The sequence below is a fragment of the Klebsiella sp. CB_Kp196 genome, assembly GCF_040061575.1.
Classification (GTDB): domain Bacteria; phylum Pseudomonadota; class Gammaproteobacteria; order Enterobacterales; family Enterobacteriaceae; genus Klebsiella; species Klebsiella michiganensis.
Map to the genome: position 1 here is coordinate 1 of NZ_JBEAFH010000075.1, position 20,209 is coordinate 20,209.

The window sequence follows — 20,209 nt, forward strand, 5'->3', positions numbered from 1 at the left end:
ACGCAGATAGCGGAGGCTGGCGACTGTTTGGCCTGTGGAGAGATAAGCAAATCGGCGTATACGTTGAAGCCGCTCGCGGAGGTGTCCGGGAATGGTCAGGGCTGGATTACCTGGCTAACTTCTGCGGCAGCTGCGGAATTAGTCTGTGGGAGGTTCACAGCAAGGTCGAATCAAAGTTTCCGCACTAATATTTCTCCATGAAATTCAACCCGCTACAGCGGGTTTTCTTTTATCAATCCTGACAAAAATTAACGTTTTGTGCTCTTAAGATATTGCTCATCCAGCGCGTTGGGTGTACTGTTTATTTATACAGTATATGGATTGGGGTGATGATATGAAAATCGAAGTAACCATCGACAAGACTAAAAAACTGCCAGAAGGGGCCATTCCCGCCCTTGAAGTTGAATTGCTGCGCCGTCTTCATCAAAACTATGAAGGCTGCAAACTAAATATAAGACGCTCAAGCACTGACGGGTTGACCGTTCTGGGCGGCGTTGATGGTGATAAAAAGCGCATAGAGCTAATCCTGCAGGAAACGTGGGAAAGTGCCGACGACTGGTTTTATTGAGCGCTAAGTAAGTGGCGGCGATGCCGCCATTGTTAACTTTTTACGCCATCTTTAGCGCGGTTATTTTTAGTGCAGTAACTCGTTGGCCGTGTTCGTTGCAGGTGGAGTGTTTCCAATGAGGTATTTATGGAAATACCGGATGATTTATTTCCAGGATTCAAAGAGCATACCGGGCCTGTCCTTGTTTATGTGAAAAATGGGGTTGTGGAGAGGGGCTTCCCGCTGCGCAAAGATGAGTTTGTCACCTCGCTCAAATCCCTTAATGAGGCCCGTAAAAAAGCCGGTCTTCCCCCTGTAAGTCAGGACTAAAATTAGCTATATTAATTACGGGTCTGAACAACCCTTCTTGCCAGTTGCTGTGCCACGGAGAAAAACCGATGGCGCAGAAGAACCACTCTCAAAAGCTGTACCTCCTGACACCGGCTATCACCTATGCTGGTGTTTCCGTTTGTCTGTCGCGCCAAGGCGGTGCGATATGAGCAAATCAAAAACCAAAGCTGAAAAGCTTCATCTTAGCCGCGTAGCCGCTCTTGGCTGCATAGTTTGCCGCAACCTTGATTACGGTGAATCACCCGCTGAAATACATCACTGCAGCTCTGGCACTGGCTTATCTGTCCGCGCTGATAACTTCCATGTCATTCCGCTATGCCATGCCCATCACCGTACTGGTGGCTACGGCGTTGCTATTCATGCTGGCCGTAAGTCATGGGAAGAAAAGTTCGGTACTGAGGCTGAGTTACTGAGTCAGGTACTCCTGGAGTTAGGGGAGGTTACTGTATGACGCCGGCGGCTTACTACAACGAAATAGATCCCTTTGCAGCGCAGTGGCTGCGTAATCTTATCGCCGGCGGTCACATCGCCCCGGGCGAAGTTGACGAACGGAGTATTGAAGATGTCACACCTGACGACCTCAGAGGATTTACCCAGTGCCACTTTTTCGCCGGGATTGGTGGATGGTCATATGCTCTGCGTCTGGCCGGATGGCCGGATAACAGACCGATTTGGACAGGAAGTTGCCCATGCCAGCCTTTCTCCTCGACTGGCAAAGGCGCTGGGTTTGGTGACGACAGGCATTTGTGGCCTGCCTTTGGCTGGCTTATCAAGCAGTGCCGACCTCAGCGCGTCGCTGGCGAGCAAGTTGCAGGAGGTCGTGCGGATCCATGGTTCGACCTTGTACAAAATGACGTGGAAAGAATGGGCTACGCCTTCGGGCTTACGCCGTTCCCGGCTGCGGGTGTCGGGTCGCCGAACGAGCGAGAGCGGGCCTACTGGGTGGCCGACGCCAACCTGCAATACGAATCCACAGCCAGAAACGAAGCGCGGACTGCAGAACCTGTCCGGAGCGGTGAAATTATCTGGCTGGCAAACTCCGCTCGCGAACGACGCGACGGGGTCGACCCATTGCTACAGCGGAAAGAACCCGGACGGTACTCCCAAAGTCTGCCTGAAATTACCGGGAACCGTTCTACTGACGGGTTGGGTAACTCCAACGTCACGCGACTGGAAGGATTCGGCGGGAATGACGGCGCAGCGGGACGGGAAAGAGCGACTGGACCAGTTGCCGCGCCAGGCGTTCACCTGCGGCCCCTTGAGGTTAACGGTTTTTGGCGAGATGCGGACTGGCTCTTTTGTCGAGATGGCAAATGGCGTCCAGTTGAACCCGGCACATTCCCGCTGGTTGATGGGGCTACCGCACGCATGGGACGAGTCGAGCCCGGGGTGGCAAGAGTGGCAAGCAGCAACCGCGTCGGCCGCCTGAAAGGTTACGGCAACGCCATAAACGCCCAGGCAGCAGCAGCTTTCATTCGTGCTTACATGGAGGTCGCATGACTAATCCTTACTGCGAATCCCTCACAGCCCTACGTAACGCGCCAACACATTACTTAAAAGAGGTTGGCGACCAGTGGCGAACGCCGGATCCGCTTTTCTGGGGTATTAACGCGATGTTCGGTCCGTTGATGCTGGACCTGTTCGCTGATGACAGCAATGCAAAATGTCCTGTCTGGTACACCGCAGAAGATAACGCGCTGACGCAAGACTGGTCTGGGCGCCTGGCAGAACTTGGCGGCGCAGCCTTCGGCAACCCACCGTATAGCCGTTCTCAGTACCACGAAAAGCAGGCCATTACAGGCATGACTCACATCATGAATTATGCAGCTGCGCAACGCGAGAAGGGCGGGCGCTATGTATTCCTGGTCAAATCAGCGACGAGCGAAACATGGTGGCCGGAAGATGCGGATCATATCTGCCTTATCCGCGGTCGAATTGGTTTTGATCTGCCCGAGTGGTTTAAGCCTGCCGACGACAAGCAAAGGCCGACCAGTGCGTTTTTTGCTGGCGCTATTGTCGTGTTTGATAAGTCGTGGCGTGGTGAGCGACTTAGTTACATCAATCGAAGTGAGCTCGAAGCAAAGGGCCGCGCATTTTTGACACTGGCGCTGTTTGCCGCTGGACAGCAGAAAATAAAAAATGAGGTGAATGAATGATCAACCCTTCTGAAGTTGGTAAGTCAGGTGAAATGGTTCGCCTCCGCACTCTGGAAAGTATCTGGATACAGGGAAAGCTACGCATGTGGGGCCGCTGGTCATATATCGGTGGCGGCAGTGGCGGCAATATGTTTAACCAGTTACTGGCATCCGGGAAAATCACCAAGACTGCTATCAATGAGGCGCTACGCCGCATGAAGAAGTCCGGGATAACTAAGCCTGAGCTCGAAGCCTTCTTTAAAGAAATCCTTAACGGTAAAAATAAAAGTGGGCTGGCATTTTGTTCTGACGACGAGGCGATGATCATCAACTCGGTACTTGGCAAAACATTAGTTCGCGCAGGGCATAAGTCCCTATATGCGCTTATAGAAGACAGGTACATCAAGCAGCTCAGTAAAAAGACGATGGCTCGTGACCTTAACGAAAAGCACCCTGAATGGTGTCTGAGGACGTGCGAGAGTAGGATTGACGTTTGGCTAAATCTTGCAGAATCGATGCTTTACGCACCAATGTGTGACGAGTTTGGCACAAATAGCGACAGATTTAACTTGAATTCTTGCGCGGGACATGCTTGAATTGTGATAGGCTCGGGACGTTAAAGCGAACTGAGCAGCAAAAAGACATTAGAAGCCCGAGGTTAACGCCTTGGGCTTTTTCGTATCTACAATCCGGTCAGGGCTCTTGGGTAGAGGCGTGCTGCACGACACGTCAAAGCCTTACAACGCGCAGAGCCCTGAGCCAGATTGGAAGATACCGCTCAGTGATGGCAGAACTGACGGCGCATTAAACAGCACCGTCGGGTTTCTGGTTGGCGGATGACCAATTTTTCTGTACTGACTAACCCTTGTCATTTTGGCTATCGGTATCTCTATCAGGAGGTGCCCGGTCTGTCTCATAATCATTTGCGGAGTAACAGCGGACAGGGGCGGAATTCGATGGCCTGTCTTCGTCGTCGATAGTGGATATTTTGCATACCTCGCCATCGGCCGTATTAAATAACAGAACCTCTATCACATCTCCTTTAGTATTTTTATTTTTTTCAATAAGTTGCCAGGTTCCCGCTTGATTTCCGGATTTATCATGCTGCTCGTCGGGAATTGGTGGGGGAGAAGATCTCGCATCATCACACCCGGAGAGCCATAACATGGCAAGCACTGGAACAATTTTCTTCATGTGATTAAACCTGTTTTGGTTGATTTCATCGGTGAGACGTTAGATGCCCATGAAAGTTCACTATTAAGTCATTCAACTCTTCAAAGGCATCAGTCCAGTGCCCTTTTTCATTTGTGCCGCCAGAACGTCACTCACTCAGTGTTTTGTCGTAAATCCATCTGGCGGCCATTCATACAGGCCCACTGTCTGACGGGCTCATAACCCAATCCGGGCAGGTTAAAGAGCGCGGGACTCCTAACCCCACACTCGCTAACAGGGCCGCCCAACCAAAATTGTTTAAATAAAGACCACGCACTATAAGGTGAGTTATCATGCTAATCCGACATAATAGGGTGTGGAGAAAGGCTATGGGCATCACTTACGCAGAAATCAAAAAGAAACGTGAAGATGTTGAAGCGGCGCAGATCGAAAGGTCAAACATTGTTTATTCGGAAGCTGAGCAACTGGTTGAGCAGTATAGAAAATCACTTGGCCTTGAACGGGAAACATGGACGGACATCAAGGGCGTAGCTTCTCCTTACGTCTCGACAGGCTACGTTACTGGCGATAGTTTCAGAAAGTCCAGCTTACTTGAGATCGATCTTGAAAAAGATTACTCGTTTGATTTTGAAATATCGACAGTAACGGATGATTCGCCGCGTGGCGGGAGTTACTCCGTAGTGAGCATTGATCTGCGCCTTCATGACGCCAGCGGGACCATTAAGGTTGTGGTCAATAATGGCAAAACCTTTCTTGTGGAAGAAAAAGAAAACAAATACGCGGACGTCTGCGAAGAGATAAAATTACAGGTGCTTTCTTCACTCAACGACCCTGCATTGGCACTCACAGAACATTTCAATACCTTCATACCCATCTAAAACAAATAAATCACTCGAAGGCCGCTTAATTGCGGCCTTTTCTATTTCAGGTCCCGCAGGAATCATCCTTGACGCTTTGTTGATAAATCCAGCCTGACGGGCCTGACCCCTTTTAAACACACATAGCACCCGCTAACTACGCGAGGTGAGAGCATGCAACGCATGGATAAAATCAGAGAGTGGCTCAGTTATTGGGTTGGAGGCCTAACGACCATGGGTGGCGTTCTTTCCCTGAACGACTGGGCAATCATCATCGGTATCGTCTGCACTATAGGCACCTTCGGTGTGAACTGGTACTACAAGCGCAAAGAGCGCGAGGATAGATTAAATGGCAATGTCACCAGCGCTCAGAAATAGCATTATCGGAGCCCTGGGTACGGGCGCCATCGGTATCGCTACCGTCATGGTATCCGGCAAAACGGGGCTTGAGGGTCGCGAGTACATCGCCTATCGAGACATCGTTGGTGTTGTCACGGTCTGCGATGGCCACACGGGATCGGATATTGTCTGGGGTAAGCGGTACACGGATAAAGAGTGCGACGCTCTAACCCGGCGCGATATACAGCGCATTGCCGCACAGGTCGATCCGCATATCAAAGTGCCGACCACAGAAACCCAGCGCGCAGCAATTTACTCATTTGCCTATAACGTCGGCGCCACTGCAACCATTAATTCCACACTGCTGAAAAAGCTAAATTCCCGTGAATATAGCGGTGCCTGTGCAGAGTTAAAGCGCTGGGTATATGCCGGCGGACAGAAGTGGAAAGGGCTGATTAATCGGCGTGAAGTTGAGTATCAGGTATGCACCTGGAGCCAGAAATGAACATGATTTGTTTCGTTATCGCAGCACTGCTTGCCTTCAATGGTAATGATGCGTGGCCGTGGTTTCTGGCTGTTGGGGTAATCATGTCATGAGCCGCTTAACCGCCATTATCAGCGCAGTGGTTATCTGCCTGATTGTTTGCCTTGGGTGGCTGGCCAGTCATTACCACAACGTCGCAGCCCAGCAGGAAACCCGAGCAGATGCTGCCGAACGGCAGGTAACCAGCGCGCAGGCCATCACCGCAAACGTCCTGACCACCATGACCATATTCAACTCCATCGCAGAGGCTAACCAGCATGCAAAAGAGCAGATCGCACTGGACGCATCGGGAGCCGCGTCAGATATCAAAGTGGCTGTTGCGAATGATGATTGCACTAATCGGCCTGTGCCTGCTGGCGCAGTTAAGCGGCTGCAACAATACGCGAACGGTCTACGTCAAAGTGCCAGTGGTTCCGTTACCGTCCAGCCTGACAGCTGACACCCCTCAACCTGCAGTCCCTGACAATCTAACATGGGGCCAAAGCCTGGATTTGAATGTCAGCCTGCTGTCGGCGCTGGGGCAATGCAACCGGGATAAGGCTGATATACGGCAGGCGGAAATAGAAAGAGCAGCGCAAGCCGTTAACCCCACTAAGGGATGAATAATCCCATATCCCAGTGTGGGGATAAACTCAATAACCAGCCTCGCAATAGCAGGGCTTTTTAATGCGCATCGTACGCGCAAATTATCGAGAGTCTTTCAGTCGTGAGCCTGAGGAACGCCGTTAAAGGTGGCGACCTCTCTCGGGCGGCGTTCCTGTACGACAGGCTCACTCCTAAAAGGAAACGCTATGAAGAGTTTTTTTACTGGCTTTATCAGTAACGCCATATCCTGGTCTCTGCTTGCCCTTCTTGCCTACGCGGCATGGACTGGCAGCGATGCGCTATCAAGACTCTCGGCAGCAGCATACTGGATGATTATCATCCTGGTGGTTTTCATCTCCATCATCGTTACGTTTGCTGCGTTCCTAATCAGTCGGGAAAACAATCCCGAAAAGAAAATAGCGGCCATTCAAAACTTAAGAGTGATCTTCAAACGCTCTGGAGTGTTCATAAAAATCGTGGGCTGGTTACGTCTTATCGCAACAGTGATGCTCCTGGCATATGCCGGCTGGGTATTCACTGCTGTTAGCTATGCGATTTGTATTTTGTTTTCTCGCTTCATTATCTCTGTAGGGCGTGATGAATACGAGAAACAGGCCATCGCACTTCAGGCGTGACCATTGCAGAGCTACTTCCAGAAGTGGCTCGATAATGCTTACCCGACAAGAAGCATAGATCTGGTGTCAACCAAAGAGGTGATCCACATCTTGACGGCTCGCAAAGACGAGAAGTGACTGAGCAACTCTGAGAAGAAGTGGCAATGTTGCGTTTATAAGATTCTGCAGGTGGTGCCTGTAAAGTGCCATTGGCAGAGTTTTATGTAAGTTTCATGAGCTGCCGGTTAAACAATTCCCCGGCAAGCATCCGAACAACCCAGAGGAATGTTCTGTATGGCTGAATCTGAAGACCGCCGACCATTCCCTCCCGTCAACTTCACTGGCGAAAACTGGCTACCGTACACGCGGATTATCCCGGCCACTGAAATCGGAGAGTGGGTAAATCAGCACATCCTCTCTGAAGAGGGCCGAATCCATAACCCTGACCATGCGCACCTGGTCGATGCTGATGTCGCGTTTATGTGGGCCTCTGGCTCATTCGCCAAAAGCGGGCGCATTGTGCTCGGTCAGTGTGAGCAGGTAATGATGCGCGCCGGCGGCTGGCAGAAGTCTCGCATGGAACAGCAGATGCATGAATGGTTCGGGCGCATCCCGAAGTACATCATCACGCTGGCTGCCGACTACTGCGAGCAATGCACCGACGTCGAATTCTGCGCGCTGGTTGAGCATGAGCTCTACCACATCGCCCAGGCTACCGATGACCACGGCGCGCCGAAGTTCAACAAAGAGACCGGAATGCCGGTGCTGAAGCTTCGTGGTCACGACGTCGAGGAATTCGTCGGAGTGGTCCGGCGTTACGGCGCCAGCAAAGAAGTGCAGGAAATGGTGGATGCGGCGAACAGGCCGGCGGAGGTTGCTCATATCGATGTTGCCAGAGCGTGCGGGACATGCATGCTGAAGCTGGCTTAATAACTGGACTGTACTGGACGGATGGTGAAACATGGCTGCACTAAAACCAGAGGTGAAAGCCGCCATCGTTCAAATGCTTGCGTGCTATGACACGCCTTCGCAGGTGGTCGAGGCCGTCCAGAAAGATTTCGGTATCGCCATAACCCGGCAGCAGGTCGAAACACACGATCCGACAAAGGTTAGCGGGAAGACTCTCGCCAAAAAATGGGTCGATCTCTTCAACCGTACCCGTGACCGCTTCCTCAACGAAATCTCCGACATCCCGATCGCCAACAAGGCCTATCGCCTGCGCGTCCTGCAGCGAATGTCGACGACTGCCGAGAACATGAAGAACATCGGCATGACGGCCCAACTACTGGAGCAGGCAGCCAAAGAGGTGGGTGAGGCTTACAGCAATAAGCAAAAAGTTGAACACACCAGCCCTGACGGTAGCATGTCGCCGCGACCAACGACGATCAGACTGGTAGGAGTAGAGCCAACAAATGGAAAGCCAGGTTGACCTACAAATCCCGGCGAAGCTCGTTCCCGTATTTGCGACAGAGGGCATTCGCTATCGTGGTGCGCATGGTGGCCGAGGTTCTGCAAAGACGCGCACATTCGCGCTGATGAGCGCGGTTAAAGCGTATCAGGCAGCAGAAAGCGGATTAAGCGGTGTTATTCTCTGCGCTCGCGAGTTTATGAACTCCCTCGAAGAGTCATCGATGGAGGAAGTGAAACAGGCGATCCGGTCTGTTCCATGGCTGGATGATTACTTCGATATTGGCGAAAAGTACATCCGCACCAAAAACCGCAACGTTAGCTACGTTTTCTGCGGCTTGCGCCACAACCTCGACAGCATTAAATCCAAGGCGCGCATTCTGGTTGCGTGGGTAGATGAGGCTGAGTCGGTATCGGCGACGGCCTGGAAGAAGCTGCGCCCGACGGTGCGTGAAAATGGCTCTGAAATCTGGGTGACATGGAACCCGGAGAAAGACGGCAGCGCCACTGACAAACTCTTCAGAAAGAACCCGCCGAAAAGCTCGATGATTGTCGAGATGAACTACAGCGACAATCCATGGTTCCCGGATGTACTCGAAGAAGAGCGCCTCGAAGATCTGGAAAACCTCGACTACGCCGATTATGCGTGGATTTGGGAAGGCGCCTATCTGGAGAACTCAGACAAGCAGGTGCTGGCGAATAAATACGTCGTGCAGAGCTTTGAAGACGACCTCTGGAAGAAATCAGAGCGCCTGCTGTTCGGCGCCGACTTCGGTTTCGCAAAAGACCCAAGCACGCTTATTCGCATGTTCATCTTGGATAACAACCTCTACATCGAATACGAGGCCTACGGCAATGGTGTAGAGCTCGATGACATGTGGAAGTTTTACGCTGGCAAAACCGATGCCACGCCGAAACAGCTTGAAGACTGGAAGGTTACTGACGAGGCGAAATTCCCTGGCATACCCGAGGCTCGCAAATGGCCTATCAAAGCCGACAACTCCAGACCTGAAACTATCAGCCATATCAAGGGCCAGGGTTTCAATATCTCAGCAGCTCAGAAATGGCAGGGCAGCGTAGAAGATGGGATAACTTGCCTGCGCGGTTTTAAGAAAATCATCATTCATCCACGCTGCAAGGAGACGGCGAAAGAAGCCCGGCTCTACTCGTACAAAACTGACCGGATCACTGGCGAAGTCTTGCCGGTCATAGAAGACAAGAACAACCACTGCTGGGACGGTGTCCGGTACGGTCTGGACGGGTATATCAAGCGTAAGCCTCAGTCGATGGGGATGATGATCCCCAAACGCCTGCAGGGGCGTTAAACTGAATATGTGGTGAATGCGCAGGCTGATGCGCGCGAAAGGGGTAACTCCCTGGACTTACGGCAAGACAATTCGATAAATCGATGCGGCCCCCGTTGGTAAGTCAAAGCCGGAGATCAGCACCGGCCACCACACCTATTGAACAGGTCGTTCAGGCGGTCTTTTATTGCGGCGTAACTCAATCGGTAGAGTAACGCATCAACGCGGCCATGCCATTGCTGGTCGCGCTCGGTACGGCATGATGTTAACGCCTGACGAGAGTGCTGGTTCGAGTCCAGCAGCCGCAACCCATTACAGGCCCAGCTATAGAGCTGGGTTTTTTATTGCCATAAATCCACCACCGGACAAACCATGACTGACAAATTAACTCTCGCCGTCAACCATGCGTTGAACGATGCGCGGATGGCGCGCGCCCGTATGGGGCTGATGGCGCCGACGATGGGGCTGGACAATAAGCGCCATTCAGCATGGTGCGAGTATGGCTTCCCTGAACAGGTCACCTACGAAAACCTCTACGCCCTGTACCGTCGCGGTGGTATCGCTCACGGTGCTGTTGAGAAACTGGTTGGCAAGTGTTGGCAGACTAACCCGGAAATTATCGAGGGCGACGACGCCGACGAAACCGAAGATGAAACCGCATGGGAAAGGAAGGCGAAACAGGTATTCACTAACCGGTTCTGGCGCTCGTTTGCTGAGGCAGATCGCCGCCGTTTGGTAGGCAAGTATGCCGGCATTCTGCTGCACGTTCGCGACAACCAGGACTGGAATCTACCGGTAACAAGAGGGCGCGGGCTTGAGAAAATAACCGTTGCCTGGGCTGGCTCTCTCACCGTGGGCGAATGGGATACCGGCCTTAATTCGAAGACCTACGGTCTGCCCAAGATGTGGCAGTACACGGAAAGGCTGCCTAACGGTGCGAGCCGCCGCGTCAATATCCACCCTGACAGGGTATTCATCCTTGGTGACTATACCGATGATGCGATCGGCTTCCTTGAGCCATCCTATAACGCCTTTGTCAGCCTGGAAAAAGTTGAAGGTGGTTCTGGTGAGTCGTTCCTGAAGAACGCAGCGCGCCAGTTAGCGCTCAGCTTCGATAAAGAAATCGACTTTGGCAGCCTCGCGTCGATGTACAACGTCAGCGTTGACGAATTGCAGGACAGGTTTAACGAAGCAGCGCGCGAGATGAACCGTGGGAATGACGTGCTGCTTTCCCTGCAAGGAGCGAGCGTAACATCTCTGGTGTCGCCGGTTTCCGATCCGTCACCAACCTATGACGTTAACCTGCAAACGGCCGCCGCCGGGGTAGATATCCCGACGCGAATTCTTGTTGGCAACCAGCAGGCAGAACGGTCGAGCACTGAAGACCAGAAATATTTCAATTCTCGCTGCCAGGCGCGCCGGGTAGATCTCTCATTCGAGATAGAGGACTTCTGCGACAAGCTTATTGACCTGAAGATAATCGACTCTGTGAGCCAGAAAGCTGTTATTTGGGATGACCTAAACGAGCAGAGCGGTGCTGAAAAACTCGCTAACGCCAAAGTAATGGGCGAGGTTAACCAGACCATGCAGGGTAGTGGCGAAAATCCTGCGTTTACGCGCGAAGAGATTCGCACGACCGCTGGTTACGAAAATGACGACGAAGAGCCGTTAGGAGAAGAGGATGGTAGCGAAGAAGACGAAGCCGCCGATTCTACCGCGTAACTATCAGGACCCGACCGGAGCCGATGCGCTGGAACGCCGGGCAATGAAAGACTTCGCCAGGCGGATGAATAAGATTGGCAACGCGTACAAATCAGCACTCGACAAAATACCTTCCTCCCTCGCAATAAACGCCAGGTACGAATACCAGTTAAACCCAACGCTACTCTCCATCATCTTGAACGATGCTACCTACCTGGTAGACCAGGTTTTGCTTGAGGGTAACGAGTACGGCCTCTGGTTTTATGAGTATGTGGATTTGGCCGCAGAGAAAGGTACGGGGCAGTCATTTTACAACCTTAGCCAGCAGTCGCCGGTGTATGGCGCCGGGCGCGAATCTCTGGCCTCTATCCTCGCAAGTGACCCGTACCAGCAGCGTATGGCGCTGGTGCATGCGCGCGTATTTGAGGAAATGAAAGGTCTTACCGCTGAAGTTAAGCGCGATATGGCGCGAGTGCTGACCGATGGGGTTGGCCGTGGGCTTAACCCGAGAGAGGTGGCTCGGAACCTGACCGAGCAGGTGGGCATAGAGAAAAGGCGGGCCAACCGCATAGCGCGCACAGAAGTCACCACGGCGCTACGGCGGGCCAAATGGGACGAGGACGACGAAGCTCAGGAACTCTACGGCCTGAAAACCCGACTGCTTCACATTTCTGCGCTGTCTCCAACAACTCGCCGGAATCATGCCGCTCGGCATGCTCATCTCTACACAAATGAAGAGGTTCGAGAATGGTACGCGAAGGATGCGAATTCCATAAATTGCAAGTGCAGCCAACAGTCTGTGCTCGTTGATGACAGCGGTAACCCGGTGTATCCGGACGTCATCACCAAACTTAAACAGGAATATAAAACGATGCAGGCGCGCGGCTATGCCTGGTCTAAGGGGTAACTCATGCCTATTCAGGTAAACATCACTACCCGGGTGAACAGCCAGTCGATCCGTCGAGAAACCTACAACGGTCGCGACCACCTGGTGCTTCCCAGCTACACGCTGCCAGCCAACGTTGTTATGAATGGTGGGCTCTATTCCGCTTCAGAAATTGATGCTCACTATAAGGGGCTTGAAGGCACCCTGGCACCGCTTGGTCATCCGCAGGTTAATGGTCAGTTTGTGTCAGCTTTCTCACCTGAGGGGATTAATGCGGGGCACATTGGCGCATGGAACCGCAACGTTAAGAAGTCCGGTAATCGCATCTACCTGGAAAAGTGGGTTGATGTCGCCCGCGCTGAGGAATCAGAGGGTGGGCGTGAATTGCTTGAACGAGTTGCAGCCATTGAGCGTGGTGATGAGGTTCCACCGATTCATACCAGCATTGCTGCATTCCTCGACCAGTTAGAGCCGAATGAAGAGCAACGGGCCACCGGTGCTGAATGGGTGGCAAAAATCCACGGCATGGATCACGACGCAATCCTTTTGCACGAAGTCGGCGCAGCGACACCTGAACAGGGAGTCGGGCTTATGGTTAACGCTGACCTTGCCATCCCGCTTAAAGCCAATTCTGGCGCCCTGATTGGTGAATCTTACCGGGAGCGCGAGCAGCGCCTTGATCGGGCGGCCAAAGCCAAGTTTGCGCCGGGATCAGATGAATACGCATGGATTGCAGACTTCACTGATTCTCAGGCGGTGGTTATCCGCAACGGCGGCAAGGCTGAGGTTTACGGCTATTCCACTGAGGGTGGGAAAATCACCTTTGACGACACAGGAACTGCAGTACAGCGGCAGGAGTCTTGGGTGGCTGTCGTTGCCAACAAATTTAAATCCATTTTCACACCGCAGGAACAGCCTGCACCAAACCACAAAACGGAGGGCGACATGCCTTTAACCAAAGAAGAACTGGAACAAATCGGCAGCATGATCGGCCAGGCTGTTGCGACCAATACCGAAAAGGCGCTGAAGCCTCTGACGGATAAAGTTGACGCGCTGCAGGTCAACCAGGACAAACTCGCGGAAACTCTAACTGCCAACTCCCGCGCTGAAGAGAAAACCAAGCGTGATGCAGTGGCGAAGGTTCACGGTGAGATCGTCGCGAATGCGCTGACAGGCGAAGCGCTTGATGCGATGTACAAATCGCTGGGTGAAGCTGCAGCTCTCGGTACTAACGCAGGTCAGCAGCATAAAACAACCGGCGCGCCGACCGCTGAAGAACATTTCAAATAAGGAGCCGCAATAATGGCACGTTATCGTCGCGTTAATATCGACGGTCAGTCTCTGTACAAGACCGAAACCCGAACTACTGCCGCTGCGTTGCTTCCTGGTACCGCCGCAACCATTAACTCATCTGGAAAGTTTGCGCAGGCCACCGCGCTAACCGGCCGCCTGTACATCATTGATGTCGGTTACCACCAGGGCCTGAACATCACTGAAGCAATCCCGTCCGGGGACTCCGCAGTAGGCAACTACGTCGAAGAAGGCCGCGAACTTGCTCTGCGCTGCCTGCCGGGTGCGTATAAGAAAGACAGCCCGATCAAGCTTGGCACCGCTGGCCAATTCACCCTTGCGACATCTGACACTGACTCGGTGATCGGCTACAGCCAGGACGAATACACCGTCGCTGCAAGTACCACCGATTACATCCGCGTGCGTATGCGCGTTGGTACCGTTGCCGCTGGCGCATAACAAAAGGATAACCAGATATGTATTTCTCCAAAGAGACGCTGGCGACTAACTCCCGCCTTGGTGGTCACTGGAACGAGCTGTGGGCTAACCGCAATATGTGGAACCTGCAGAACGATTCCATTATTGCGGCTAACCGCGCGATTATGACGCCGGAAATGTTGGCCTGTAACGCAGTAGGCGGGTTTACTCGCGACTTCTGGGCTGAAATTGACCGTCAAGTGCTGCAGCTGCGCGATCAGGAAGTAGGGATTGAAATCGTTAACGACCTGATCGGCGTGCAGACTGTCCTTTCTGTCGGCAAAACCGCGAAACTGTATAACGTTGTCGGCGATATCGCTGATGATGTTTCTGTCAGCATTGACGGCCAGGCGCCGTTCTCCTTCGACCACACTGAATACGCCAGCGATGGTGACCCGATCCCGGTATTCACCGCGGGTTACGGTGTTAACTGGCGCCGTGCAGCTGGCATGAACTCGGTCGGCATTGACCTGGTTCTGGATTCGCAGATGGCGAAGATGCGCAAATTCAACCAGAAGCGCGTTAACTACTACCTGAACGGAGATGCCAACATTCAGGTGCAGTCCTACCCGGCGCAAGGTATCAAGAACCACCGCAACACCAAAAAGCTGAACCTTGGCTCTGGTGCGGGCGGCGCAAACCTCGACCTAACCGCCGCAACCATGACTCAGCTGTTTGAGTTCTTCGGTAAAGGTGCGTTCGGTACTCTGGCCCGCGCTAACAAAGTTGCAGCGTACGACGTGATGTGGGTATCCCCGGAAATCTGGGCTAACCTCGCGCAGCCGTATGTCGTCAACGGTGTAGTCAGCGGAACCGTCCTGCAGGCTGTCCTGCCGTTCGCACCGGTTCGTGAAGTCCGTCCTACCTTCGCCCTCAGCGGAAACGAGTTCATCGCATATGTGCGCCGTCAGGACGTCATTTCACCGCTGGTTGGCATGGCCGTTGGCATTGTTCCACTGCCGCGTCCGCTGCCTAACGTTAACTACAACTTCCAGATTATGTCTGCTGAAGGTCTGCAAATCACCGCAGACGAGCAGGGACTGTCTGGTGTTGTCTACGGCGCAAACCTGGCGTAAGGGGATGGCATGGCTAAGTACCAGGTTGTCAGGCCGTGGCATGGCGTAAGTGCCGGTCAGGTGGTTGAAATGGAGGGATTGCACCCATCATTAAAACCGCACGTCATCCTGATTAGCGAAGGGGAGTTAACTCCCGCCACGCCAGAGGCCAAAACAGGCCGGAAGCGCAAAGCAGAAAGCGAAGAAGAATAGCCGCGAAAGCGGTTTTTTTATGCCCTGTGAAAACAGGGCTACATTCTCACGGAGTCGATAATGGTCACTCTCGAACAGGCTAAGGAATACCTCAGCGGGCAGGGCATCGAAATCCCCGACTTTGTCCTGCAGGCGTTCATTGACCAGGCGAACAGCATTCAGGAATGTCTTGATGCGCATTACCCGGCATCAACAGCCTTGCTGATTCAGCTTTACTTGCTGGCTCTAATGGGGCTCGGGAGTGGCGATAAGTACATTTCCAGCCAGACTGCTCCCAGCGGCGCGTCTCGATCGTTCCGCTACCAGTCATTTTCAGACCGATGGAAGGCCTCTGTAAACCTCCTTCGTAGTCTGGATAAATACGGATGCGCTAGCGCTCTTATTCCTGCCGATCCGACTGCTGCGCCAGCATTTGCCGGTATATGGATAGGCAAAGGCGGCTGCATGTGCGGGGATAAGTAATGGCCTGGATTTCAGTGCAGCAGCGGCTACCGCGCACATTCACCCGCGTTTGGGTCATGACTGATACTGGCGAGCAAACGACGGCATACGTTAATGGTGCCGGGCAGTGGATGATTAACTGCCCTCGCATACAGGCTACAGGCGCAATCGTGCTGCGATGGAGGGAATAGGGTATGTCATCGGTAGCCAACTGGTCATATACCGCGACGGCGACAATCTGGCGGCGCATACGCGATGCCGACGGTAGTGATACCGACGGCGGAGGTCAGCCGTATGGATGGGAAGCGCCTATCGCCATTCTCTGCGACTACCAGGGCGGTCTCTCTGCGAAAATCGGTGACCTTGGCCGGGAAATCGTGGTTAAAAACACGATATGGAGCGAGTACGCAGAGGCGCGGGAGGGAGATTACATCCTGATTGGCGCGTCAACCGATGCGGCTCCGCCGGATGATGCCGATGAGATTCGGCAGATCGTTCAGTTCGCCGATACGTTCGAGCGGGTCGCTGATGATTTTGCGCTGATTACGGGAGTCTGATTATGGGCGCTAAAGTTCGCGGCATCCGCCAGGCGAAGGCTAATCTCGACCGCATCATTAAGGACGTGCAGGGGCGCAAGGTGGTGCGCGCGTTGCAGTCGGCGATGCTCATCGGCAGCGCACAAGCAGCGCTTTATACACCGATCGACACGTCGACGCTCATTAATAGCCAGTTCCGGGAAATCACTGCTAACGGCGTGCGGGTGACCGGGCGCGTTGGCTACACGGCTAACTATGCGGTGTTTGTTCATGACCCTGAAGTGAAGCAAAACTTCCGGCGCGCGACTGCGCGGAAAGAGTTCTTAACGAAGGGCTTCGAGGATACCCGCAGCCAGATTGATGCGGCGGTTAAGAAGGAGTTGTCATTATGAATCGCGGCACCCTCATTATGAATCGCAACATCCATTTTGCTGGAGATGGTCTTGGTCCTCGCAAAGTATTCGTGAATGGCAACCAAATCGACGGGGTGTTCTTTGCTGACATCCAGCGCGGAATTGTTCGATATCATCCAAGGCCATTCAGAGCCCATAAACGCCGCAAAGGCGAGCTCTACGAGCGTACTCTAAAGGGGCGCGTCGAAGTCGTTCCATGTGGAGAAGGCCTATGACTCCTCCAATGTACATGCGCCTGAAAGACCTGTTTGTGGCTGAAGGGCTCACCGCGGGCTTTCGGGTGCAATGGCGGCAATGGAAGGACTCCGGAAAGGATGCCGACCAGTTCATCGTATTCCGTTCCGCCGGCGGTACGGATATCGAATACGACCGCGGCGGCGACTGGTATGTGATGGTTGATGTCGTCTCATCGAAATCGAATCCAGACGCTGCGGACGCTGCGGTAAACGCCATCGTCGAATACATCAGCGTGCAATCGGGTGCTGATGACTGCGTCGGTGCGCTGCAGCTTGTCGGTAATGTCCCTGCGCCAATTCCAACCGAAGAGGGTCGGTTAGTAACCCGGCTGCTCGTCTCCTGCACATACGGGGAGTAAGCATGATTTATCCACTTGATGCGTCCTATGCTCAGGAAGTGCTGAGAAAACATTATCAGTATGCGGATATCCTCGCTAATCCCCACAAAAGTCTTGCGGCAAAGACCACGGGGCTCATTACTCATGACAGGTATCTATCGAAATGGGATGGCGATAAAAGCACGTCTGAAATTCGCAGGAAGTTGTCGAGAAACACCGAAGATATTGAAACCATGGCGGCATAAACCGCCAGAATCACCCATCAGGCTGCCATCAGGCGGCCTTTTTTATTTGAGAGGCATACATGCAAGGCTGCGCTAATGATACCGGCAAGCTGATTGGGAAGGCGGCCGTGCTCCGCATGGCTATGGGCTGTGCGGATACGGTCCCTGCGCTTTCTGAATGGAAACGCCTGGGGGCGTTGACCACGAAAGGTTTCGACTACTCCATGAATACCGTTAGCTCCGAGGCTGACGATACGAAGGGTCTGGTTGAGAACCTGGTCAATAACATGGATTTCACCATCTCCGGGGAAGGTGAGTTCCGCAAAAAAGATAAAACGACTGAAATCGGCGCCATCGCTATCTCGAAATATATTTTCGATGAAGTGCAGGCAGGCCGCCAGCCGACGATCTGGGTTCGCTTCGACTTTACTGGCGAAGACGCCGGCACCTACATCATGGGGTATTTCAACACCACTTCATGGTCTGGCGATTTCGGCACCTCGGATGTTTCCACCTTCTCAGGAGAGTGGAAAGTTGCTGATGCTGACACCGTGGTATTTGAAGTTGCTCCGCCGGCACTGGCATTCACCACGAACCTTGCGGCGACCAAATCCGTTGCGACCGGCTCCGCTCTTAACATGCCGGTGGTGGTTGAAGGCGGCACGTCTCCATACACCTACGTGTGGAAAAAAGACGGATCCGTCGTCAGCGGGCAAACCACGGCAACGTTTAACAAAGCGAGCGCCGCATCTGGTGACGCTGGGGTTTATACCTGTGAGGTCACTGATTCCTCAGCGACGCCGGTCAAAATCATCTCGGTGGCGTGCACGGTCACGATCAGCTAACCACGTCGTGAATAGTACAAAGGGCGTTCTGCGCCCTTGATACTGTTTATGGAGCGACTATGACCCCCATTAAAGAATTAGGTGAGTGCCTTATCGGTACCGATGACCGGGAATTCTTTTTCCGGCCGTCATTCAGGGCTATGGCGCGCATAGGTGAGCCGGCTGAAATCGTGCAAACGTTTTATGACCTGCTCAGCGATGATGTCACGCCACTATTGCAGCGCGCAGCAGAGGCGTATATCCGCGACGAGTACAGCCGGCTTCCGGATTGCGTGCTTCGGTATATCCAGAGTGGCTTGCTTACCCGCAAAGCCATCATGGCGGCTCACACCGTGCTTACGGCGTGCTGCGATGATGACATCAGTGATCTGGTCGGCTGGATGCGTCCGGGGAAAGGGCGCAAACGCGGTTTCGTCTGGCGGCCTGGAAGTCTGCCGCCGGAGAATATGGTCATCATCGCGCAAAACCTGATGACGCACGGCATCGTCGGAAAAGCGAAGGTGCGCAAGCTGCAGCGCCATGAAAGCAACGAGACCACGTCGGAGTTCCGCGCAACCGACTACATCATGGCGGCCCGCAACCATTTCGGCATAAGTCGGGAAGAGGCCGAAAACCTGACGATGACGGAATTTGCATTACTGCTCAACGCCAAATACCCGAACCAGAAAGGGTTTACGAGGGACGAGTACGATCAGGTAATGGACGAAGACGATCGCCGCTGGCAGGCAATGATGGAGAAAGAAAAACCGCGATAACGACCAAATTTGTGGGTTTGTTGCCAGAAACAACCCTGTTAGGATTTATCCCGACAATACCATTGGGATGATAATACAAAATGAAGAAATTTTTTGTCGCATCAGCGATTGCGTTAGCGCTGTCTGGTTGTGCCTCTTCTGGAAATCAGCAACTCAGCAAAGAGTCCGAAACCAGCGTCCAGTCAAAGCTACAGGAAGGAAAAACCACCAAGGCAGAGGTTAAGAACACCTTCGGATCGCCGGATGCGGTTTCTTACACCGACGGCGGTAACGAAATCTGGAAGTACTCCTTCGCTAAAGTGAAAGTTAATGGCACCTCATTCATTCCGTTCTACGGCCTTTTCCATAACGGTACGAACGGGACAAAGAAAGAGCTTACGATCCTCTTTAAAGATGACGTTGTAGCGAAGTATACGATGGCGGAATCGGCAATTAATACAAAGACAGGCTGGGCTGACTGATAATCCAGGGGTTTGGATATGGCAATTGAGATACCTGGCACTGCTGAGGACTATTACAAAGAAATTGACCTCCCTGGCGGTGGGAAGAGATATGTCGCCAACAGAGAAAGGTTGAGGGCTGTTGTGTCTTTGATTAATATGGAAATTAAATCTGTTATCGCAAGTGGCGGAAATCCACACACGACTTCGCTGGATTTGTCCGACCAATTTAATAATTTCATCTCCTCTGCACCCACAGAGGCTCAGGTTGAGATGTCCCAAGTGTATGCTGAGGAAATGAATGCAGCAGCGAGGGCGGTAGACGATGAAACGAATAAAATAAATAATAAAATATTAGAGAAAGAACAGGCGGCAAATTCCATTGGGCAGTGGATTGGTGCAGGGATATTGCTGATATTCTTACTTATAATTTTTGGCGCCATACAATAAAAACATAGTCCAATCAAGATAACCAAACCCCGCTCCGGCGGGGTTTTTTATTT

33 protein-coding genes and 1 pseudogene are annotated in these 20,209 nt (G+C 52.9%); 33 read left to right on the forward strand and 1 reads right to left on the reverse strand.

What is annotated here, in order from left to right:
* From ABLU87_RS25570 to ABLU87_RS25600, 7 genes are all read left to right on the forward strand, one after another.
* A partial coding sequence (locus tag ABLU87_RS25570; RefSeq protein ID WP_348868975.1) for a hypothetical protein occupies positions 1 to 188 on the forward strand: 188 nt, incomplete at its 5' end.
* 146 nt (positions 189 to 334) lie between these two features.
* Positions 335 to 568, forward strand: coding sequence for a DinI family protein (locus tag ABLU87_RS25575; protein WP_224373509.1), 234 nt, complete (start codon positions 335 to 337; stop codon positions 566 to 568).
* A gap of 126 nt (positions 569 to 694) precedes the next feature.
* The gene (locus ABLU87_RS25580) at positions 695 to 877 is read left to right on the forward strand and encodes a hypothetical protein (protein WP_224373507.1); all 183 of its coding nucleotides are present in this window, start codon (positions 695 to 697) and stop codon (positions 875 to 877) included.
* A 166-nt stretch (positions 878 to 1,043) separates the two neighbouring features.
* Positions 1,044 to 1,349, forward strand: coding sequence for a Ref family recombination enhancement nuclease (locus ABLU87_RS25585; protein ID WP_348866061.1), 306 nt, complete (start codon positions 1,044 to 1,046; stop codon positions 1,347 to 1,349).
* The gene (locus ABLU87_RS25590) at positions 1,346 to 2,398 is read left to right on the forward strand and encodes a DNA cytosine methyltransferase (protein ID WP_154905694.1); all 1,053 of its coding nucleotides are present in this window, start codon (positions 1,346 to 1,348) and stop codon (positions 2,396 to 2,398) included. The genes ABLU87_RS25585 and ABLU87_RS25590 overlap by 4 nt, the downstream gene beginning before the upstream one ends.
* Entirely contained in the window at positions 2,395 to 3,054 is a 660-nt protein-coding gene (locus ABLU87_RS25595) for a phage N-6-adenine-methyltransferase (protein WP_154905695.1), read from the forward strand. Before ABLU87_RS25590 ends, ABLU87_RS25595 begins: the two co-directional genes overlap by 4 nt.
* Positions 3,051 to 3,629: a DUF1133 family protein gene (locus ABLU87_RS25600; protein ID WP_142631256.1), complete on the forward strand. Its 579-nt coding sequence runs from the start codon at positions 3,051 to 3,053 to the stop codon at positions 3,627 to 3,629. Before ABLU87_RS25595 ends, ABLU87_RS25600 begins: the two co-directional genes overlap by 4 nt.
* Before the next feature lie 262 nt (positions 3,630 to 3,891).
* Here the strand turns inward: ABLU87_RS25600 and ABLU87_RS25605 are convergent, their stop codons facing one another.
* Positions 3,892 to 4,227 (reverse strand): hypothetical protein, encoded by a 336-nt coding sequence (locus tag ABLU87_RS25605; RefSeq protein ID WP_154905696.1) that lies wholly within the window; start codon positions 4,225 to 4,227, stop codon positions 3,892 to 3,894.
* Between the two features lie 347 nt (positions 4,228 to 4,574).
* Between ABLU87_RS25605 and ABLU87_RS25610 the strand changes: the two genes are divergently transcribed.
* From ABLU87_RS25610 to ABLU87_RS25735, 26 genes and pseudogenes are all read left to right on the forward strand, one after another.
* Positions 4,575 to 5,084 (forward strand): hypothetical protein, encoded by a 510-nt coding sequence (locus tag ABLU87_RS25610; RefSeq protein WP_224373729.1) that lies wholly within the window; start codon positions 4,575 to 4,577, stop codon positions 5,082 to 5,084.
* A gap of 153 nt (positions 5,085 to 5,237) precedes the next feature.
* Complete coding sequence (locus ABLU87_RS25615) at positions 5,238 to 5,441, forward strand: phage holin family protein (RefSeq protein ID WP_032700399.1); 204 nt, start codon at positions 5,238 to 5,240, stop codon at positions 5,439 to 5,441.
* Positions 5,413 to 5,907: a lysozyme gene (locus ABLU87_RS25620; RefSeq protein ID WP_276572888.1), complete on the forward strand. Its 495-nt coding sequence runs from the start codon at positions 5,413 to 5,415 to the stop codon at positions 5,905 to 5,907. The genes ABLU87_RS25615 and ABLU87_RS25620 overlap by 29 nt, the downstream gene beginning before the upstream one ends.
* An 88-nt stretch (positions 5,908 to 5,995) precedes the next feature.
* A complete protein-coding gene (locus ABLU87_RS25625) occupies positions 5,996 to 6,385 on the forward strand; it encodes a DUF2570 domain-containing protein (RefSeq protein ID WP_224373668.1) in 390 nt (129 codons plus the stop codon).
* Entirely contained in the window at positions 6,270 to 6,548 is a 279-nt protein-coding gene (locus ABLU87_RS25630) for an Rz1 lytic protein (RefSeq protein ID WP_224373667.1), read from the forward strand. The genes ABLU87_RS25625 and ABLU87_RS25630 overlap by 116 nt, the downstream gene beginning before the upstream one ends.
* 189 nt (positions 6,549 to 6,737) lie before the next feature.
* On the forward strand, positions 6,738 to 7,166 hold the full coding sequence (locus ABLU87_RS25635) for a hypothetical protein (protein WP_274342338.1): 429 nt from the start codon (positions 6,738 to 6,740) through the stop codon (positions 7,164 to 7,166).
* Positions 7,167 to 7,439: 273 nt separating this feature from the next.
* Positions 7,440 to 8,075 carry a putative metallopeptidase gene (locus ABLU87_RS25640; RefSeq protein WP_348866062.1) on the forward strand — a complete coding sequence of 212 codons (636 nt, stop codon included), beginning with the start codon at positions 7,440 to 7,442 and terminating at the stop codon, positions 8,073 to 8,075.
* A gap of 31 nt (positions 8,076 to 8,106) precedes the next feature.
* The gene (locus ABLU87_RS25645) at positions 8,107 to 8,574 is read left to right on the forward strand and encodes a DUF2280 domain-containing protein (RefSeq protein WP_348866063.1); all 468 of its coding nucleotides are present in this window, start codon (positions 8,107 to 8,109) and stop codon (positions 8,572 to 8,574) included.
* Positions 8,558 to 9,877, forward strand: coding sequence for a PBSX family phage terminase large subunit (locus ABLU87_RS25650; RefSeq protein ID WP_100091667.1), 1,320 nt, complete (start codon positions 8,558 to 8,560; stop codon positions 9,875 to 9,877). The genes ABLU87_RS25645 and ABLU87_RS25650 overlap by 17 nt, the downstream gene beginning before the upstream one ends.
* 167 nt (positions 9,878 to 10,044) lie before the next feature.
* A pseudogene (locus ABLU87_RS25655) lies at positions 10,045 to 10,164 on the forward strand.
* Positions 10,165 to 10,228: 64 nt separating this feature from the next.
* Positions 10,229 to 11,578 carry a phage portal protein gene (locus ABLU87_RS25660; protein ID WP_348866064.1) on the forward strand — a complete coding sequence of 450 codons (1,350 nt, stop codon included), beginning with the start codon at positions 10,229 to 10,231 and terminating at the stop codon, positions 11,576 to 11,578.
* On the forward strand, positions 11,538 to 12,464 hold the full coding sequence (locus tag ABLU87_RS25665; RefSeq protein ID WP_348866065.1) for a phage minor head protein: 927 nt from the start codon (positions 11,538 to 11,540) through the stop codon (positions 12,462 to 12,464). The genes ABLU87_RS25660 and ABLU87_RS25665 overlap by 41 nt, the downstream gene beginning before the upstream one ends.
* Before the next feature lie 3 nt (positions 12,465 to 12,467).
* Positions 12,468 to 13,733 (forward strand): hypothetical protein, encoded by a 1,266-nt coding sequence (locus tag ABLU87_RS25670; protein ID WP_335199436.1) that lies wholly within the window; start codon positions 12,468 to 12,470, stop codon positions 13,731 to 13,733.
* 12 nt (positions 13,734 to 13,745) lie between these two features.
* On the forward strand, positions 13,746 to 14,192 hold the full coding sequence (locus ABLU87_RS25675; protein ID WP_064349220.1) for a hypothetical protein: 447 nt from the start codon (positions 13,746 to 13,748) through the stop codon (positions 14,190 to 14,192).
* Positions 14,193 to 14,209: 17 nt separating this feature from the next.
* On the forward strand, positions 14,210 to 15,286 hold the full coding sequence (locus ABLU87_RS25680) for a major capsid protein (RefSeq protein ID WP_348866066.1): 1,077 nt from the start codon (positions 14,210 to 14,212) through the stop codon (positions 15,284 to 15,286).
* A gap of 9 nt (positions 15,287 to 15,295) precedes the next feature.
* Positions 15,296 to 15,478 carry a hypothetical protein gene (locus ABLU87_RS25685; protein WP_064349216.1) on the forward strand — a complete coding sequence of 61 codons (183 nt, stop codon included), beginning with the start codon at positions 15,296 to 15,298 and terminating at the stop codon, positions 15,476 to 15,478.
* A gap of 60 nt (positions 15,479 to 15,538) precedes the next feature.
* A complete protein-coding gene (locus tag ABLU87_RS25690; RefSeq protein ID WP_064371278.1) occupies positions 15,539 to 15,940 on the forward strand; it encodes a hypothetical protein in 402 nt (133 codons plus the stop codon).
* Positions 15,941 to 16,113: 173 nt separating this feature from the next.
* On the forward strand, positions 16,114 to 16,476 hold the full coding sequence (locus ABLU87_RS25695) for a hypothetical protein (RefSeq protein ID WP_224373646.1): 363 nt from the start codon (positions 16,114 to 16,116) through the stop codon (positions 16,474 to 16,476).
* Positions 16,477 to 16,478: 2 nt separating this feature from the next.
* Complete coding sequence (locus tag ABLU87_RS25700; protein WP_094909228.1) at positions 16,479 to 16,847, forward strand: hypothetical protein; 369 nt, start codon at positions 16,479 to 16,481, stop codon at positions 16,845 to 16,847.
* Positions 16,844 to 17,083 (forward strand): hypothetical protein, encoded by a 240-nt coding sequence (locus ABLU87_RS25705; protein ID WP_224373644.1) that lies wholly within the window; start codon positions 16,844 to 16,846, stop codon positions 17,081 to 17,083. Before ABLU87_RS25700 ends, ABLU87_RS25705 begins: the two co-directional genes overlap by 4 nt.
* Positions 17,080 to 17,463: a hypothetical protein gene (locus tag ABLU87_RS25710; protein WP_224373642.1), complete on the forward strand. Its 384-nt coding sequence runs from the start codon at positions 17,080 to 17,082 to the stop codon at positions 17,461 to 17,463. Before ABLU87_RS25705 ends, ABLU87_RS25710 begins: the two co-directional genes overlap by 4 nt.
* Before the next feature lie 2 nt (positions 17,464 to 17,465).
* A complete protein-coding gene (locus ABLU87_RS25715; RefSeq protein ID WP_348866068.1) occupies positions 17,466 to 17,687 on the forward strand; it encodes a hypothetical protein in 222 nt (73 codons plus the stop codon).
* Between the two features lie 59 nt (positions 17,688 to 17,746).
* The gene (locus ABLU87_RS25720; protein WP_348866070.1) at positions 17,747 to 18,511 is read left to right on the forward strand and encodes an immunoglobulin domain-containing protein; all 765 of its coding nucleotides are present in this window, start codon (positions 17,747 to 17,749) and stop codon (positions 18,509 to 18,511) included.
* Positions 18,512 to 18,570: 59 nt separating this feature from the next.
* Positions 18,571 to 19,266: a DUF6246 family protein gene (locus tag ABLU87_RS25725; RefSeq protein WP_348866071.1), complete on the forward strand. Its 696-nt coding sequence runs from the start codon at positions 18,571 to 18,573 to the stop codon at positions 19,264 to 19,266.
* Positions 19,267 to 19,346: 80 nt separating this feature from the next.
* Positions 19,347 to 19,727, forward strand: coding sequence for a hypothetical protein (locus ABLU87_RS25730; protein ID WP_154950689.1), 381 nt, complete (start codon positions 19,347 to 19,349; stop codon positions 19,725 to 19,727).
* Positions 19,728 to 19,745: 18 nt separating this feature from the next.
* Positions 19,746 to 20,156, forward strand: coding sequence for a hypothetical protein (locus tag ABLU87_RS25735; protein WP_154950691.1), 411 nt, complete (start codon positions 19,746 to 19,748; stop codon positions 20,154 to 20,156).
* Positions 20,157 to 20,209: the final 53 nt, after the last annotated feature.